This is a genomic window from Rothia sp. 88186D007BW (assembly GCF_053544215.1).
The window spans coordinates 28,369-46,107 of the sequence record NZ_JBPPTR010000011.1 but is presented as its reverse complement, the minus strand read 5'-3'; the positions used below and the strand labels follow the sequence as shown (position 1 = coordinate 46,107).

Genomic DNA, 17,739 nt, shown 5'->3' with positions numbered 1-17,739 from the left:
AGTGCCATCGAGGCGCGTGAAACTCGACGAGAGAGCACCAACGAGGGAGAAGGGCTCTTACCTAATAATTATATGACACCCTCAGAGAACCTGTAAGGGTTACCAAACCGGTGGGCAGTGATAGAAACAGCCTGTTCACGTAGGAAAGGTAGCATTTCAATGCGACCTGCTTCGGTCACAGGCTGGAAGTAGACCGCAATATCGGGGCGACCATCAAGCGCCTCATAAACGCTAGCGGCATCATTACCGATGTAACGTATGCGGGCACCTTCCAGTGCGGTCCCCTCAAGCTGCTGGGAGGGGGTCTTGGCGATTTTGGCCAGCGATGCCCGGTAGGCGGCGTCGCTCTGTTCAAGCAGGGTGATGCCTGCCCCGCGTAGGGCACCGGCGATAGCTACCGGCATGCTCTGGCCTGTGGAGAACTCAATACTTGCACCGGCTGCCACCCCTGCAAGGAGTACGCGCAGGGCCCGGTTACGGTCACCATTCTCGTCCAGGCGTACCTGAACAGTGATGGGTAGGTAGCGCAGGATGTTGCGTTCAACGCCCAGCTGGCTGGGGTCATGCCCCACACCAAACTCGGTGGCCCAGGCCTCAGCGTCGGAGCTTGCCGCGCGGGCCAGCATATCGAGAGAGCCATCATGAGCGGCGGTGGGTTCGCCCAGGGCAGCAAGAATGGAGCGGACGCCCGCCTGTGAGGGGGCGGTGGTGGCGGTGGATTCTGCGGTCTCCCAGTCAGAAAGGGCGACCAGGTAGTTAGGCCCACCAGCCTTAGCACCAGAACCCACAGTTGATTTCTTCCAGCCACCAAAGGGCTGGCGCTGCACGATAGCGCCGGTGATGCCACGGTTGATATAAAGGTTACCGGCCTGAACCTTAGAGAGCCAGAGTTCCAGCTCCCCGGCGTCCAGAGAATGCAGACCAGCCGTTAGACCGTAGTCGGTGGCGTTCTGCAGCTCGATAGCTTCCTCCAAACTGGCCGCCTTCATAACACCCAGAATGGGGCCAAAGTATTCGGTCAGGTGGTATTCACTGCCGGGTTTGACGCCTGCCCGCACGCCGGGCGACCAGAGCCGACCAGTCTCATCCAGCTGCTCGGGTTTGATAACCCAGGTTTCACTCTCGCCCAGGGTAGTCAGACCGCGCTTGAGTTTGCCCTCTGGCTCCTCAATCAGAGGGCCCATCTCAGATTCGATATCATGAGGGTAGGCAACGTGCAGGGACTTTACGGCATCAACCAGCTGGTTGTAGAAGCGCTTAGACTCCCCTACTGAACCCACCAAAATCACGGTGGAAGCCGCTGAGCATTTCTGGCCTGCATGGCCGAAAGCCGAAGAGACGACGTCCTTGACCGCCAAGTCGAGATCAGCGTTAGGGGTGACGATAATAGAGTTCTTACCTGAGGTCTCGCCGAAGAGGGGCAAATCTTTCCGCCAGGATCGGAAGAGCTCAGCGGTCTCGTAGCCACCAGTCAGAATCAGGCGGTCAACGACCGGGTGGGCAATGAACTGCCGACCAGCCTCGCGGTCCGTGACCTTAACCAGGCGCAAAACCTCACGGGGAACACCTGCGCCCCAGAGTATCTCAGCAAGCAAGGCACCAGTACGGGCAGTATTGGAGGCAGGTTTGAAGATGACGGCTGAACCTGCCGCCAGGGCAGCAATAACACCACCGACAGGAATTGCAGTCGGAAAATTCCAGGGAGGAATCACCAGAGTAAGCTTAACCGGCTGGTGGCGGGCACCGTCTACCGAATCCAGGCGCTCTGCCAGCATGGCGTAGTAGTAGGCGAAGTCAACGGCTTCTGAAACTTCAACGTCACCCTGGTCCAGGGTCTTACCGGCCTCATAAGCCATAATTTCTAGCAAATCCCCGCGGCTCATAGCCAAAGCTACCGCTACCTTACGCAGAATCTCAGCACGCTCTGAGGCAGGGCGGGCACCCCATGCCTCGCTAGCTACTCTGGTCTCAGCAAGCAGGGTTTGGGCGTCCTCACCAGAACCCAGCTCGTGGGCAGCCAGGGTTTCGATACCAAGCTGGGTGGTCTTTGAACGCTCTAAGATGGCGCGGCCCCACTTACGGTTAGCAGCCAGAGCTGGGTCAGTATCGGGAGTATTTTCAAAGGTTCCCTGAGCGGGCTTAAAAACCGTCTCTTCTGTTTCTTCTAGACGATTCTGGGCACGTTGTGGCGTTAGCACCTGGTCGGTGACCTCGCTGAGAGAGGACAAGAAGCGGGTTTTTTCACGCTCAAAAAGGGCAGGAGAAGAACCCAGATCGAAGACCGCGCTCATGAAGTTCTCACTCGAAGCGTTTTTTTCCAGGCGGCGCACCAGGTAAGAGATAGCCACATCGAACTCTTCGGGGCGCACCACAGGAGTGTAGAGCAGCAGGTGGCCGACCCGGCGGCGAATCACCTCAGCTTGCTGGGAGGCCATACCGATGAGCATCTCAAACTCGACATCCTTCTCCACACCGCGATCTTCAGCCAGCAGCAGGGCAAAAGCAACATCAAAAAGGTTATGCCCGGCAATACCCAGACGGACGTTCTTAGTGCGCTCAGGATGCAAGGCGTAGTTGAGGATGCACTTGTAGTTAGTATCTGTCTCCTGTTTGGAGTGGCAGGTGGTTAGGGGCCAGCCGTGCAGGGCAGCTTCGACCTTCTCCATAGAGAGATTAGCGCCCTTAACCAGGCGCACCTTGATGCGGGCCCCACCAGCCTCCCGGCGCTGAGCGGCCCACTCTTGGAGGCGCTGCATAGCTGCCAGGGTGTCAGGCAGGTAGGCCTGGAGCACGATACCAGCTTCAAGGTTTTTCAGGTGGGGTTGGTCAAGGATCTTGGTGAAGACCTCGATAGTCATATCCAGGTCTTTGTATTCTTCCATGTCCAGGTTGATGAACTTCTGGGCAGGAGAGCTGGCAGCCAGCTCATACAGCGGGGTGAGGCGCCGGACAGCCTCGTCCACTACTTCCTCAAAAGCCCAGTGGGAGTGCGGGCCTGATACTGAGGAAACCTTGATGGAGACATAGTCGACATCATCGCGGGCCAGCAGACGCTTGGTTTCGCTCAGGCGGCGCTCCGCTTCGCAGTCCCCCAGCACGGCTTCACCTAGCAGGTTGATGTTGAGCTTATTACCGGTTGAGGTCAGGTGCTTGATAGCAGGGCCCAGCTTTTCATCGCGGGCATCAACGATCAGGTGGCCGACCATCTGACGCAGAACTGCGCGGGCCACAGGCACCGTGGGCCAGCTAGCTTGAGCCGCCAGCGTGCCACCTAGCCCTACCGCACTCTTCATATACCAGGGCAGAAAGGAGGGGACGATAGGGGCAATACGGCCCAGGTTTTTACCGGCAACGGCCTGGTCTTCGGGGCGTACTACGCCATCGACGAAACCTACGGTGAAGTCAAGTCCTTTCGGGTCTTTAAGGACGCCAGCTAGCTTCTGCGCTGCAGGGTCGGCCGGGACATTCTGCGCTTCTTCAACCCAATCAGCAACGAGCTGGATAGCTTGATGAGCTAACTGCTGGTGGTGGGTATCGTTTAAAGGCTGTGCCATGGGTGGTACCTCCTGCTAGCCCGCGCGGGGGCGGGGTGAACTTTGTGTCTTGTTATCCATTTCACCATCTTTGGGTGCAAGTTACACTATTAGAAAAATGAATATTATTTAGGCAGTATGTTTAGTTCTGCTAACCTGTATTCGTGACGCTTTCCACCCCGCAGCCAGGAGTGCACCATGTACGATTTGCGCCGGCTGGCCATGTTGCTTGAGATTCATGAGCGCGGCACACTGGCCGCAACAGCCAAGGCCCTGCATCTGACATCCTCCGCTATTTCCCAGCAAATTACGACGTTGGAAAAAGAGGTGGGCACTCCCCTGTTGCGCAAGGTGGGGCGCCAAGTGGAGCTGACCACCGAGGCCCTGATTTTAGTGGAAAGCACCCGCAATATTTTGAAGGAACTAGACGCCGCCCGCACCCGCATCACCCTCTTGGAGGGGGTGCCTGCCGGGCAGGTGCGGCTGGCAATCTTCCAGTCAGCCGCCAAGGCTCTGCTGCCGGGCGCGCTGGCCCATCTTGCGGAGCATGCCCCGCAGGTACAGCTGCATGTGGTTCAGATTGACCCGAAGACCGGCCTGTCCCTGACTCGCAGCAGGGAGTTCGACCTGGTAATTGCAGAGTCTTACCCCCACCACTACATTCCCGAGTACCCCGAGCTTACTTCTGAGCTCCTCACCGAGGACGCCCTCGACCTGGTGGTTGCCGCCGATGCTGAGGTTGAGAGCTTGGACGACGCAGCCCGCCTACCCTGGGTTTTTGAGGGTGAGCATAATACGTCACGCACCTGGGGGGTATCAACCAGTGCAGGGCGGCGGGGTTCGAGCCGCAGGTGCGCTACGTGATTGATGATTTGAACACACATTTGCAGCTGGCAGCGGGCGGGGCGGCGGCTATTATGCCGTCCTTTGCCCTGCCCGCTGCCGGCAACGAACTGAGCCGGGCACACGGGGTGAAGGCTATTCCGTTGCCCGGCGCCCCCTACCGCGAGATTTATGTGGCCACCCGCACCGAAAGCACAGGCCAGCCCGCCATCAGAGCGGTGAAGGACGCGCTGAAGGCGGCGGTAGGACAACTACCCTAGCTGCGGAGGTTTTCCATATTCAGCTCAGGTCTTCTGGTTTATAGTCTTTGATAAGATTTCTTGCAGGAGGTTATCTGACGAGTAGTTCACTGAGATTACTCTATTGTTTGCTGTTTTTGAAACTGCAATGGCAAGCACTCTAAAGTTTTTGGATGTGACAAAAAATTATCAATATATCCCATATATAAACAATACATGCAAAGCAGGTGAATTGTTGACAATTTTTATTAGAAAAGATTTTGACACCATAAGCAGGGCAGGGCTTAAAGAAGCCAAGGACGATTTTAATTCTCAAACCACTGATGGTGTTTACATATATTATGGTTCATGGAATGACTATGGATACTACACACACTGCACACTATTTATCCTTAATAACGAATTCAGAAGTGAATCATTTAGTATAAAAATTGCCTCAAAACAAACGCAACGTATTACCGGCAGTGATTTACCACTCAAGAGGAGCGCACTAGAAGAAGCATCCGAACAACATGGCCCAACTCTCGACCAGTTGCCTGATGGCTTCTATTCAATAGGGAATGAATTTTATTATAGAAATCTGCACGAATACCACAATTCAGATTCATTAGATAAAGAGTTCATTCTAGAAATATTGAATGATATATCGCTAGATTTAAATTTACTAGATGAAATTAAAACCCAGAATCCTGGTGTGTTTGAATTTTCTTTTATGCGTGACGTCCCGTCTGAGAACCTAATTCGGGGATATTACCACAGACTATGCACGCTCCGGAAAGGAGCATCGGCAAAAGAGGCACAAACAACACTAGATTTTAAAATTCATTTTGATTCTGAAAAATCACCTTATGTCGGAGATATATCTTTTAAGACGACAGAATCAAATATAAAAAAGTATACAAACGCAAACATTATATCCCTCATAGGAGCAAACGGTTCCGGGAAAACCCGGCTTTTGGAAGATATCTTCCTAGGGGAATTTTCAGAACTATCATTCCCCAATGAAAGCACAAAAACTTCAAGATTAAGTAACTATTTCTATATTTCGTTCTCGCCATTTCAGAACAAAGAAATTATATCAAGAATTTCAACCAACGATAGCTCCAGTTCAGAAGTTATAAATAATCTCTATTTGGGAATTTACTCAATCCCTAAGGCTGATTTAGAGTACGGCGAACACGAAAAATATACAAATGATCCTGATATCCGAAAAAATATCTCTGAATTCATTTCCCCACATTTGCAACTCCTCTTATGGATGAAGGACGATAGATTCAAGCTCTGGATAGAATCTATCGAGAATATTACACCAGATTTTTTTGAAAATTTGAATATTTTAGACAGTATCGATGATTCAGATCTTACGTTTGATAAAATTCTGCAACCGCTTGAAAAAAATCTAAGCATTCAGAGTTCTGGGAACCTCACATGTATTGCAACGTTAACCGGGTTAATAAGCATGATGTCTGATAGTAGTTTATTACTATTTGATGAGCCAGAGAACTATCTACATCCCCCATTGCTAGCAAAGTTTATTGAATCTATAGGGAAAATCTGTACTGTAAAAAATTCAGTAGCAATCCTAGCTACACATTCTCCTGTGGTACTCCAAGAAACGTTATCACAAAATGTCTGGTTACTTGAAAGATTAGATTCTGGAAAAGTTTCCGTGTCAAACCCATCGTTAAAGACGTATGGGGAAAATACAGGTAAAATTAACCGGGAAATTTTTAGATTAGAATCTATAAACTCAGGATTCTATAAAAGGATTAAGGAATTTATCAAAGATAAAAATTCATATGACGGACTAGAGTACATTCGAATAAGAGACGAACTCATCCAAGAGCTCGGCGTCGAAGGTCAAATGATTTTTGCGAGTTTAGAAATTGAATAGGAAAACTTTTTATGTATCCAGATTCATACGATATTCCAAAGTTAAGCTATGAAGATTTCTTTAAACTACATCGATATGATTGCGCCCAAAAAGAACTTCCAACCGATGCTCAGTCATTACGCCAAAGAAGATCGGATAATAAATATCTCATTGATCCACATGCAGCCATTCTGCTTTATTATTTCCTTGAAATGCTAAATAGGGATTATGTTGAGTCAGCACAATGCAACAACTTTTCGATTTTAATAAATAAGATTATAGACTTCACAGACTGGTTCGAAAACAACTATCCTATCACCACCCCGGAAGGCAGCAGAATTCTCTTCAAAGACTATATGAAAGATGCTTACGAAAGATATCGTGACTCTTACGTGAGTCATCCGAGGAGCTACTCCAACTATGGCTTATGTAGTTACTGTAAATTAAGCTTAGCTAATACATGGGATCATTTTATCCCTAAAGATAAGTACCCAATTTTAGCAACATCTCAAATCAACTTAATTCCCTGCTGCTCCGAGTGCAACTCGAATATCGGTGAACAAGATTTTGGCGATATAGGTTCCACACTGTTACATCCATACTTCTTAAATGTAGACTTGCTGGAAAAAATCGCTTTTGAAATAGATACACTGCATGATGTATTAGCAATAAAATCATATCCGCCTGACTCCTCAACTAATAATATAGATAGTGCGAATAACCATTATAGGAAGCTTAAACTTAATGAGAAATACCGAGCATTCCTTCCTAGCCTTGTGATGGAGTTTTGTGAACATATTCATTCATTAGAAACTCTCCCAAATTTTTCAATTGATAATAGTATAGAAGACTTAAAGAGAATATATACCAATAATAGAATTAAACATAAACTATTGATGGACATTTCGGAAGAAATAGGGAAATTTAAAACTTTTTACTATAAAAATTTTGGTGAAGGTGGCCAAATCAATGTTAGCCTCACAGACATATCCGGCTTCGTATCAATTCCGCAGAAGGTAATAGATTTTACGTTAAAATCTGAAGAGTTAAGAACTTATTTTGATGGTTCTTCACACGGTGTGATATCAGCGCTATCTCCACCAAGAGACAACTAACCTATAAGTACCACACATGGCGTTAAATCTCTACAGGTACCTTCAGCCCATACATGGAAGACCGTTACCACGCCAGACCGGCCTACAACTCGCCGTTTGCAGCGCACAATTCATCACTCTGTTCACAGCCCTCTCAAGGGAGAGATTAGAGGTGTTCTCAGAAGGAGCTTCACCTTCACAAGTCTAGGTGACGAAGGTTCACTGCCAAGCTGCTGACTTGGGGCTGGTGTGAATCGCCTTGTGAGCGTCGGCGAACCAGGTGAGAAGGATCAGCTACGAGCGTGAGCCTGTAGAACCTTTTGAAAAAGCCTCATACCTGTTCTAGTTCAAGCTCATCCGTTATCAGCAGTTATTCGTTCCATGCCCGGTACGGTGTGGGTATGCATACTAGTATAAAAGGCCCCTACAAAAGCCTCTCCGCCAGGTCCGCATCCACCACCAGGTCGGTGATTGCGCCGGTGACTAGGGCGGCGCGCAGGGCAACAGCGCGGTGGCGGCCAGCAGCCGCGCACACGCGTCGTCCTATCTTCACCAGCTCCGCAGGGGTGGGACCCGTCGCCCGCTGGTTCACCGCCAAATCAGCCCAGGTACCATCCTCCCGTAGCAGCACCGTGCACATATCCCCCACAATACCCTGCCCCTGTAGTTCCCGCATCTGCTCCGCATTGAAATAGTCTCCGCTATAAACGTGCGACTTGAGCTCACCACCAAAAGCACCCACACCAAACAGGGCAATATCGGCGCTACGCTGCACTGCCAGCACACCGCGAATCGACCGCTCCCGCCACATGGCCGCCTTGGTGTCGGCAAAATCAAAGAAGGCAGGTACCGGGAAATGCACCATCTGCGCCCTGTAAGCAGAAGACACCTGCCCCAGAATCGCACCCGAGTAGGGAATCCCCGTCTGCACAGCGTTGCCTGCCCCGTTGAGCTGAACCACCGTCACCTCGGTCAGCGGGCGCTTGGGCAGGAACTGGGCCACTTCGGTTACGGTTGAGCCCCAGGCAACACCAAGTGTCGTACCGGGCACCATGAGGGAGTCCACAAGGTTTGCTGTGGCTATTGCCACCCTCCTCATACGAGCTTGTTCTGTAGCGTGTTCGGGGGCGCGCACCACCGTCACCCGCACCCGGTAGAGGTCAGACAGGCGCTTTTCGAGCGGGTCAGAATTATAGGCCTTTTCATTGAGATGAATCGCCACAACCCCGGTTTCACGTGCAGTTTTGAGCAGGCGAGAGACGGTGGGGCGGGAGACCCCCAAGCGTGCAGCGATAGTTGACATCGTCAAATGCTCCCCGTAATAAAGCTGGGCAGCCTCAACAACCTGATTCTGACTTCTGTTCATCATAGTGCGATTCTAACTGAACATTTGTTCACAGAGCTGGCAGTTATTTGTTCGCACGGTTGAAATAGTTAGCAAGACATTAGCCAGGCAACCCGTCGCAAGGAAGATCCCCATGACTGCCACCTTCACCACCCAGTCCCACCTCTCAGCAGAAACCCGCGCCCAGGCACTGACCACCATGACCGATGAAGCCGGTGTAGACGTCCTCGTTATTGGTGGCGGTGTCACCGGGGCAGGCATAGCCCTGGACGCAGCCACCCGCGGCCTGCGCACCGCCATTGTCGAGGCAGGCGACTGGGCAGCGGGCACCAGCGCCTGGTCCTCCAAGCTCGTGCACGGTGGCCTACGCTACCTCTACAACCTAGACTTCAAACTAGTTGCCGAAGCCCTCAAAGAACGCGGCCTGCTCCTTGAACACACCGCCCCGCACCTCGTCAAAGCCCAGCCCTTCCTCTGGCCCCTCAAAACACCCCTCATTGAGCGCGCCTACTCCGCTGTGGGCATCGGCATGTACGACACCATGGCCTTCGCCGGGGCCGGTGGCCACCGCACCGTACCCGCCCAGCGTCACTTCACCAAAGAAGGCACCAAAAAAGTCTTCCCCGGCATCAAAGATTCCGCCTTCACCGGCGCCATCCAGTTCTACGATGCTCGCGTGGATGACGCCCGCCTAGTCATCGACCTGGTCCGCACCGCCGCAGGCTACGGCGCCCTAGCAGCCTCCCGCACCCAAGTCACCGCTATCAACAAGGACGCCGCCGGGCGAGTTATCGGCGCCCAGATTGTTGACCTAGAAACCGGCGACGAAAAGACCGTCAAGGCCGCGCGCATCATCAACGCAACCGGCGTGTGGACCGAAGAATCAGAGTCCATGGCCACTAAGGACCAGGGCCTGAAGGTGCTGGCTTCCAAGGGTGTGCACATCACCGTGCCCCGCGACCGTATCAAGGCCACCAGCGGTATCTTCACCAAGACCGAGAAGTCGGTTCTCTTCATTATTCCTTGGCAGCGGTACTGGATTATTGGCACCACTGACACCCCCTACACCGAGGACCGTGAGCGCCCCGTCGCCACCAAGGCAGATATTCGCTATGTGCTCGACCAGGCTAATAAGCTGATTGCCGATGAGCTGACCGAGGCCGATATTATCAGCTCCTACGCTGGCTTGCGCCCCCTGCTGCAGCCGGTAGTGAAGAAGGGTGAGAATGCTGCATCTACTAAGGTCTCGCGTGAGCATACTGTCATGGAGATTGCCCCCGGCATGAGCGCTATCGCCGGTGGTAAGCTCACCACCTACCGCGTGATGGCCGAGGACGCCGTGGACTTCGCCCTGGGCGACCGCGCCAAGGATCTGCCCTCTGTTACCGAGAACATCAAGCTGGTCGGTGCTGAGGGGTATGAGGTGTTGGCAGCCCGTGCCGGCGCGCTGGCTGCTGAGAAGGGCTGGGATGAGGACGGTGTGGAGCACCTGCTAGAACGCTACGGCGCTGAGCTGGCTGATGTGCTCACCCTCATCGAGGAAGACCCGTCCCTGGGTGCTCCGCTGGCGCAGGCATCCCAGTTTTTGCGGGCCGATGTGGCTATGGCGGTGCGGGCTGAAGGGGCTCTGCACCTTGAAGATGTGCTGGTGCGCCGCGTCCGCCTAGATCTTGAGGCTACTGATCGTGGCCTGGCAGCCGCCGATGAGGTTCTTGAGATCATGGCCGCTGAACTTGGCTGGGGCCAGGCCACCGTGACCCGTGAAAAGGACATGTACGCTGCGCGGGTTAAAGCTATCGCTGCGGCTGAAACTCGCACTGAGGACGCGGACGCCGCCGCTGAAGTTCTTGGGGCGCCTCAGGTGGCGCCCCGCCGCCCGGTGCGTGCGCTCCAGTAAAGGGCCCTGGCCTGGGGTAAAGAATTGAATACTACTAGCTGCCAGGTGCCTACCGCAGGCGCCTGGCTTTCACAGAAAATATGAGGTCGACGATGAGCTCACTACTGGCCGCTGGCGCTGAAGCCAGCTTCCAGGCAAGCGCCCTAGTTACCGCAGAGGGCACCGCAACCGTCCTGGGTGCTTTCGTGTCTGAAGTTATTGGAACCGGAATCCTGATCCTGTTAGGTGCTGGGGTCTGCGCTGCAGTTACCCTGCCCAAGTCAGCTGCTAAGAACACTGACTGGCTCACTATCGCCTTTGGGTGGGGCCTGGCAGTTTTTGCTGCCGTCTACATGTCTGCCCCATCCGGTGCCCACCTCAACCCCGCTGTCACCTTGGGACTGCTCCTTTCTGGTGGTGACTTCGCCCCTGGTATCTCCCCCACCACCGGCCACTTCTTCATATATGTGGCAGCCCAGATGGTAGGTGCCTTCCTGGGTGCCTGGGGTGCCTTCTTGGTCTATAAGAAGCACTTTGATCAGGCAGAGCCGGGCACCACCAAGGGTATCTTCTCCACCGGCCCAGCCATTCGCTCCTACGGGTGGAACACCCTCACCGAAGCCTTCGGCACCTTCGTGCTCGTTGGCTTCGTCCTGGCCTCTGGCAGCACCCCCTCAGGGCTAGGACCCCTAGCTGTAGCCTTCATCGTTGTTGCTATCGGCCTATCCTTGGGCACCCCCACCGGTTACGCTATCAACCCTGCCCGCGACCTAGCACCCCGCCTAGCCCACGCCCTCATGCCCATCAAAGGCAAGGGCTCATCTGACTGGGCTTATGCCTGGGTGCCAGTCATTGGGCCCCTCATCGGCGCAGCGGCAGCCGCGCTCCTTGTACCGGCCCTCCTGGGATAAGCCGGTCGCCGGCGTCCGCACCATATACTAAAAACAAGTAAGCCTCACCACCGCGCCAAAGGCGGCGCACCCACGAAAAGAGGAAAACCATGTCACAGCTCCCCGAACGTAAGAAGTACGTCCTGTCCATCGACCAGGGCACCACCAGCTCCCGCGCCATTCTCTTCACCAAAGACGGTCACCTCAAAAGCGTGGGCCAGCACGAACACGAACAAATCTTCCCCAAAGCTGGCTGGGTCGAACACGACCCCATGGAAATCTGGGAGAACGTGCGAAAATCAGTCGGTGAAGCCCTTACCAAGGCCGAAGTAAACCACCACGAAATCGCCGCTGTAGGCATCACCAACCAGCGTGAAACCACCGTCGTCTGGGACAAAAACACCGGCAAACCCATCTACAACGCCATCGTCTGGCAAGATACCCGCACCCAAAAAATCTGCGACGAACTCGGCGGCGACGAAGGCCCCGGCAAGTACCGGGATATTGTGGGCCTGAACCTAGCCACCTACTTCTCAGGGCCCAAAATCAAGTGGATCCTCGACAACGTTGAAGGAGCCCGCGACAAAGCAGAAGCAGGCGACCTACTCTTTGGTACCACCGATACCTGGCTGCTGTGGAACCTCACCGGCGGCGTTGAAGACGGGGTGCACATCACCGACGTCACCAACGCCTCCCGCACCCTGCTCATGAACATCAAAACTCTAGAATGGGACGAAAACATCGCAGCCGATATGGGTATCCCCATGAGCATGCTGCCCGAGATTAAGTCATCTTCCGAAGTCTACGGGCACGGCCGCCCCAAGGGTCTGCTGCACGGAACCCCCATCTCAGGTATCCTCGGTGACCAGCAGGCAGCCACCTTCGGCCAGGCTTGCTTCGAAAAAGGTATGGCCAAGAACACCTACGGCACCGGTAACTTTATGCTCATGAACACCGGCAACGAACCCGTCATCTCAGAAAACGGTCTGCTCACCACCGTTGCCTACAAGCTCGGCGAGAAGGCCCCCGTCTACGCCCTGGAAGGCTCCGTCGCCGTCTCAGGCTCCCTCATCCAGTGGCTGCGCGACAACCTCAGAATGATTGATGATGCCAGCGAATCAGAAGAACTAGCCACCAGCGTCGAAAACTCCGGTGGAGCCTACGTGGTACCTGCTTTCTCCGGGCTCTTCGCACCCCACTGGAAATCAGATGCCCGCGGCGTCATTGTAGGCCTCACCCGCTACGTCAACCGGGCCCACATCGTCCGCGCAGCCCTTGAAGCTACCGCCTTCCAAACCCGCGAAGTACTCGACGCTATGAACGCTGACGCCGAAGCCGCTGGCACTAATGTAGAACTTGAAGAGCTACGCGTTGATGGTGGTATGACCGCTAACGAGTTCCTCATGCAGTTCCAGGCAGACCTGCTAGGGGTGCCCGTCATCCGCCCCAAGGTCATCGAAACCACCGCCCTAGGTGCCGCCTACGCAGCCGGTATCGCCGTTGGCTTCTGGGAAGGTGAACAGGACGTTATCGACAACTGGTCCGAAGACAAACGCTGGGAACCCCAGATGGAAAAGGACGAAGTCGAACGCCAGTACCGCCTGTGGAAGAAAGCTGTCTCAAAGACCCTGGACTGGGTCGATGAGGACGTCGAACAAGACTAAGTATGACGAGCCACCACGCCCACACCCTCACCCCGCTCGGGGAAATGATTCTGGCCTCTAATGGGCAGGTGCTCACCGGCGCCTGGTTCACCGGCCAGGCTCATTTCCCCACCAGCGATGCCCTGGGGCGCCGCATCGAAATCAGCGATTGCGATGTGCTCACCGACGCCCAAGCCCAGCTCCTGGAATATTTTGCTGGCCAGCGCACCGTCTTTGAGCTGCCTATCGCCCCTGAAGGCACAGATTTTCAGTTAGCTGTCTGGGCGGCCCTGCAAGATATCCCCTACGGTTACACCACCACCTACGGGGCTATCTCTAAGATTGTGGGCCCAGGCGCACCAGCCCAGGCAGTAGGGCAGGCGGTAGGGCGCAACAAGGTCTCCATATTCATTCCCTGCCACCGGGTTCTAGCCGCTGACGGTAAACTCACCGGCTACGCTGGAGGGTTAGAACGCAAAGAATACCTACTGGCCCTCGAAGAACCTAGCGCCGAGGCTGAAGGGCGGCTCTTCTAAAAGAGTTCTTACGGCTTAAGTTCGAAGAAGAGCTGACGGGTGCCGCGCACGTCTGTGGGGTGCACACGTACACCATAGACCGGCTCTAATACTTCAGGAACCAGTACATCTTGTGGTTGCCCTTGGCTAACGATGTGCCCCTGGTGGAGTATAGCAATACGGTCACAGTATTGGGCAGCTAGGTTTAAGTCGTGCAAGACCACGATAACCTGTCGCTGGCTGGCCCGAATCAGTTGCATCAGCTCGTGCTGATGGCGGACATCAAGGTGATTCGTCGGCTCATCTAATAAGAGGTAGTTAGTTTTCTGGGCAAGAGCTCGCGCTACCAGTACCCGTTGCTTTTCTCCACCTGATAGCTGAGAAAAGGACCGATGGGCCAGTTTGAGAGCATCTACCTGTTCTAGGGCTAGGGCTACTTCCTGTTCGTCCTCTGCCCCAGCATGTTGAAAAATCCCTAGATGGGGTGTGCGCCCCAGCATCACCATCTCAGCGACGCTCAGGCCGGGCTCTGCGTCCCGCTCTTGAACGACAACCGCGATCCGCTGGGAGCGGGCTTTGGCGCTGAGGTGGTTGAGGGGTTCACCGTCGATGGTGATGGTTCCGCTGTTGGGGCTCATGATGCCGCTGAGCAGACGAATCAGGGTAGATTTTCCGCTCCCGTTAGGCCCCACCAGACCGGTTATTTGGCCTGGGGCTGTGGAGAAGGAAACATCGGCGATGACCTGGTGTGTGCCGTAGGAGTAGCTCAGGTTTTGGGCTGAGATCATGAATAGAACCGATCGACAATGTTCTCAAGGCCGGTAACAGACAGGGGCGTGGCTGGCTCAGTGAAGTTCATCAGGTGAACCATAATATTGTCATCTTTCACCGCGGTGATGGATGATGCACCGGGCATGGAACGTAGGGCATCTTCGACAGGCTGGGCTTGGCCGTCAGTGTGCAGCAGAATCAGCACATCGGGGTTGCGGGCGATGAGCTCTTCGGGGGTCACTTCAAAGACGCGCTGGTCGGTGTCTGCAAAAACGTTGATAAACCCTGCTGCTGTAAGTTGGGGGTCTGCCATGGAGCGGGTGCCGTAGGCATAGATAGTGCCGCCACCAACGGTTGGGTAGAGTACTGCGGCGGTGCGGCCTTGGCGCCCTGATTGTTCGACGGTCTCTTCAGCAGCTTTAACTCGCTGGGCAAGTTCGCTGTTGATTTGTTCTGCCTTATCTTCAACACCAAAAATTTTCCCGTACATGCTCACCTGGTCATAGACGCTCTGGTAGCTTTGAGATTCCGGTGCCCCGGTGCGGCACATGGCAGGTTCCTGGATAACGGGGATGTTCATCTCAACAAGGGATTCAGGGGTGATGTTTTCAACTTCTCCCAGGAAGACGCTATCGGGCTGGTCAGAGAGAATCTTATCGATGGAGATTTGCACGTGACCGGTGGGGTCCAGGTCTTGGGTGTAGTTAGGGATCTCAGCAATCTGGGAGCGCACCTGGGGGCTGTAGTACTCATCCGGGTAGGCTCCTGCACGGGCAACAACCCGATCGAGAACACCTAGCTGGGCTAGAGCTGTTGCTGAGGCAGGTTCAAGAAGGGCAACACGCTCAAGTTTGTGGTCGATGGTAATGGAGGTTGAGCAGTTTTCTATGGTGAGGGGGAAACCTGGCTCGCTGCTGGCATTCTGTGTGCTGGTAGAGCTGGTGCTAGCGCAGGAGCACAGGATCAGGGCGGACGCTAGAGTCAGGCAGGCGGTACGCAGGCGGGGTGTGGGAAGGCTCATGGGGGATCTCCGTTTCTTGAATAGGCTGTATTACCTTGTGTAGTTTTTAGGCTCTTTGGGCTCTGATAAGCATGATGAGCAGGGGTGTACCCAGTAGGGCGGTAAGGATGCCGATGGGAAGTTCTTGCGGTGCGATGAGTGTACGCGAGAGGATGTCAGCTAGCGTCATGATCCCTGCGCCCATGACGGCTGCTACGGGCAGGGCTAGACGGTGGGTGGCACCGACGAGTTTGCGGGTGAGGTGGGGAACGATGAGGCCGATGAAGCCGATACTGCCTGAGGCTGCGACCGCTGTTCCTACTCCTAAGGAGACCACTAGCAGAAGGACGATACGGATTTTCTCTGGGGACAGGCCCATGGTGTGTGCTGACTCGTCGCCAACGGAGAGCACATCTAGATAGTGGCTCATCAGGTAGAAAATAAGGCCAGTGAGTACAGTGACCGCTACGACTACGGTCAGGCTAATCCCCCAGCTTGCCAGTGCGAGTGACCCTAGTAGCCAGAACATGACTGATCGGGTGCCTTCTGCGTTGCCGCTCATGACGATGAGGAAGCTGGTGAGGGCGGTGAGGGCGTAGCCTACTGCCACGCCGGAGAGGAGGAGGCGATGGGAGGTGAAGCGGCCGCCGGTGGTGGCCAGCAGGTAGACCATGGCTGAGGCGATGAGGGCGCCGAGGAAGGCCGTGATAGGTAGAGCTTGGGAGCCGAGGGCCCCTGCTCCTAGGCCGAAGAGGATGGCGAGGGCTGCCCCTGCTGAGGCCCCAGAGTTGATGCCGAGGAGGTGAGGTTCGGCCAGAGGGTTGCGCACCATGGCTTGGAGGACCATACCGCTTAGGGCCAGGAGGGTGCCTACTGCCAGGGCGAGGATGATGCGTGGGAGTCGGACCTGCCAGATGATGGCGTCTGTGGCTGGGCCTAGGTTCTCGGGTAGGGCTAGGCCCAGGGTGTGGTGGCCGATGACAGTGAGAGCTTGCCCTAGGTTGAGGGGTACTGAGCCTACTAGTAGGCCTAGGGTGGCAGCGGCCAGGGTGGCTATGGTGAGCGTTAGGAGCCAGAAGGACGCCACGCGGCGGCGGCCTTGTAGACCTAGCTGGTGGGTCTTGTCTGGGTTGGGCGGGATTGTAGCCGGTTCTTGGGGGTGTGAGAGTGAGCCGGTTGAGGCTATCAGCGACATTTAGGCAGTGGCTTCCTGCTGGGCTTCGGTGAGGTTTTTGTGTTGCTTGGCGGTGGTTGCTGCGCGGGCTGCTAGCACGATCCATAGTGAGAGCAGGAAGGGCCAGGTGTAGACCGGTAGAGGGGTTAAGGCTAGCAGTGGTTGGATGGCGGTGGTGAGAGCGACCCCGGCTGTTGCTCCGATGATTCGGGTGGTAAGTGATGCTTCTGGCCAGAAGATTGCGCCTACTGCGATGGAGACAAGGACTGCGCTGTAGCCGTAGAGTCCGGTAGAGCTTTCAAGGAGCCCGCCGTGGGTGAGCGTGGCGATGATGAGTGCTAGGGCAGCGCCGTAGAGGGCGAAGGCTCCTAGTTCTAGTGGGGCTATCACTAGGCCTAGGGCGATGAGGACGCCGGTGAAGGGCCCGTCAGCTAGAATCACTTCGGCGATGCTGTTTGCTATGCCGGTACCTGCCCCGGCGAGTCCTTCACCTGTGGTGAGAGGGCCTGTGACGCTGAGGCTGGCAACTGCTGTTATGAGAAGACCTGTTACGGTGCAAAAGGGTGCAGTTGATACGGGTAGTTTGGCCCAGTTCAGGGCGGGGCTGGCAAAGAGACGTTCAAAGAATACGCCAACGGGGGTGCAGGTAGCAGCCCCTACCAGGGTGAGGGTGATTCCCAGCGTCCAGTCTTGAAGTTGTACACCGGTAGCTGCTCCTACCAGGGCGCCGTTGAATCCGAAGAGGCCAGCCTGTACTTGGTCTTTGTGGCCGCTTGCAAGGCCGGTGGCCCCTTGTACTGCTGACCCTAGGAGCATGAGCGCAGCAGCTCTGAGGTCGAAGAGGGCCATGCCTGCAAGGACTAGGAGCCCTGTTGCCGCGTTCTGCGCAAAAAATATTTGAGAGATTCCTCGGAGCGCACTGAGAATATAAAACATAACCCTG

At 54.9% G+C, this 17,739-nt stretch carries 14 protein-coding genes; 8 read left to right on the top strand and 6 right to left on the bottom strand.

Going from position 1 to position 17,739, the window contains the following annotated elements; genetic code table 11:
* Positions 1-68 precede the first annotated feature (68 nt).
* Positions 69-3,554 carry a bifunctional proline dehydrogenase/L-glutamate gamma-semialdehyde dehydrogenase gene (locus tag ACEE09_RS07515; RefSeq protein WP_449083484.1) on the bottom strand — a complete coding sequence of 1,162 codons (3,486 nt, stop codon included), beginning with the start codon at positions 3,552-3,554 and terminating at the stop codon, positions 69-71.
* A 177-nt stretch (positions 3,555-3,731) separates the two neighbouring features.
* Between ACEE09_RS07515 and ACEE09_RS07510 the strand changes: the two genes are divergently transcribed.
* The 4 genes from ACEE09_RS07510 (at position 3,732) to ACEE09_RS07495 (ending at position 7,603) form a co-directional block, all read left to right on the top strand.
* Positions 3,732-4,397: a LysR family transcriptional regulator gene (locus ACEE09_RS07510; protein ID WP_449083482.1), complete on the top strand. Its 666-nt coding sequence runs from the start codon at positions 3,732-3,734 to the stop codon at positions 4,395-4,397.
* An 8-nt stretch (positions 4,398-4,405) separates the two neighbouring features.
* Positions 4,406-4,636: a hypothetical protein gene (locus ACEE09_RS07505; RefSeq protein WP_449083480.1), complete on the top strand. Its 231-nt coding sequence runs from the start codon at positions 4,406-4,408 to the stop codon at positions 4,634-4,636.
* 103 nt (positions 4,637-4,739) lie between these two features.
* Entirely contained in the window at positions 4,740-6,509 is a 1,770-nt protein-coding gene (locus tag ACEE09_RS07500) for an AAA family ATPase (protein WP_449083478.1), read from the top strand.
* Positions 6,510-6,520: 11 nt separating this feature from the next.
* Positions 6,521-7,603, top strand: a complete 1,083-nt coding sequence (locus tag ACEE09_RS07495) for an HNH endonuclease (RefSeq protein ID WP_449083476.1) — start codon at positions 6,521-6,523, stop codon at positions 7,601-7,603.
* A 403-nt stretch (positions 7,604-8,006) separates the two neighbouring features.
* Here the strand turns inward: ACEE09_RS07495 and ACEE09_RS07490 are convergent, their stop codons facing one another.
* Positions 8,007-8,951, bottom strand: a complete 945-nt coding sequence (locus ACEE09_RS07490) for a sugar-binding transcriptional regulator (protein WP_449083474.1) — start codon at positions 8,949-8,951, stop codon at positions 8,007-8,009.
* Positions 8,952-9,060: 109 nt separating this feature from the next.
* Here ACEE09_RS07490 and ACEE09_RS07485 point away from each other — a divergent pair, with 109 nt between their 5' ends.
* The 4 genes from ACEE09_RS07485 (at position 9,061) to ACEE09_RS07470 (ending at position 13,872) form a co-directional block, all read left to right on the top strand.
* On the top strand, positions 9,061-10,824 hold the full coding sequence (locus ACEE09_RS07485) for an FAD-dependent oxidoreductase (protein WP_449083472.1): 1,764 nt from the start codon (positions 9,061-9,063) through the stop codon (positions 10,822-10,824).
* A 92-nt stretch (positions 10,825-10,916) separates the two neighbouring features.
* Complete coding sequence (locus ACEE09_RS07480; RefSeq protein ID WP_449083471.1) at positions 10,917-11,714, top strand: MIP/aquaporin family protein; 798 nt, start codon at positions 10,917-10,919, stop codon at positions 11,712-11,714.
* An 89-nt stretch (positions 11,715-11,803) separates the two neighbouring features.
* On the top strand, positions 11,804-13,357 hold the full coding sequence (gene glpK, locus ACEE09_RS07475) for a glycerol kinase GlpK (RefSeq protein ID WP_449083469.1): 1,554 nt from the start codon (positions 11,804-11,806) through the stop codon (positions 13,355-13,357).
* Between the two features lie 2 nt (positions 13,358-13,359).
* Positions 13,360-13,872: a methylated-DNA--[protein]-cysteine S-methyltransferase gene (locus ACEE09_RS07470; protein ID WP_449083467.1), complete on the top strand. Its 513-nt coding sequence runs from the start codon at positions 13,360-13,362 to the stop codon at positions 13,870-13,872.
* 8 nt (positions 13,873-13,880) lie between these two features.
* Here the strand turns inward: ACEE09_RS07470 and ACEE09_RS07465 are convergent, their stop codons facing one another.
* The 4 genes from ACEE09_RS07465 to ACEE09_RS07450 are packed head-to-tail and all read right to left on the bottom strand — an operon-like array spanning position 13,881 to position 17,732.
* The gene (locus ACEE09_RS07465; protein WP_449083465.1) at positions 13,881-14,639 is read right to left on the bottom strand and encodes a heme ABC transporter ATP-binding protein; all 759 of its coding nucleotides are present in this window, start codon (positions 14,637-14,639) and stop codon (positions 13,881-13,883) included.
* Positions 14,636-15,643, bottom strand: a complete 1,008-nt coding sequence (locus tag ACEE09_RS07460) for an ABC transporter substrate-binding protein (protein ID WP_449083464.1) — start codon at positions 15,641-15,643, stop codon at positions 14,636-14,638. Before ACEE09_RS07460 ends, ACEE09_RS07465 begins: the two co-directional genes overlap by 4 nt.
* 46 nt (positions 15,644-15,689) lie before the next feature.
* Positions 15,690-16,817, bottom strand: coding sequence for a FecCD family ABC transporter permease (locus ACEE09_RS07455; protein ID WP_449083463.1), 1,128 nt, complete (start codon positions 16,815-16,817; stop codon positions 15,690-15,692).
* Positions 16,818-17,732: an urea transporter gene (locus ACEE09_RS07450; protein ID WP_449083462.1), complete on the bottom strand. Its 915-nt coding sequence runs from the start codon at positions 17,730-17,732 to the stop codon at positions 16,818-16,820. It abuts the gene before it with no gap.
* Positions 17,733-17,739 lie beyond the last annotated feature (7 nt).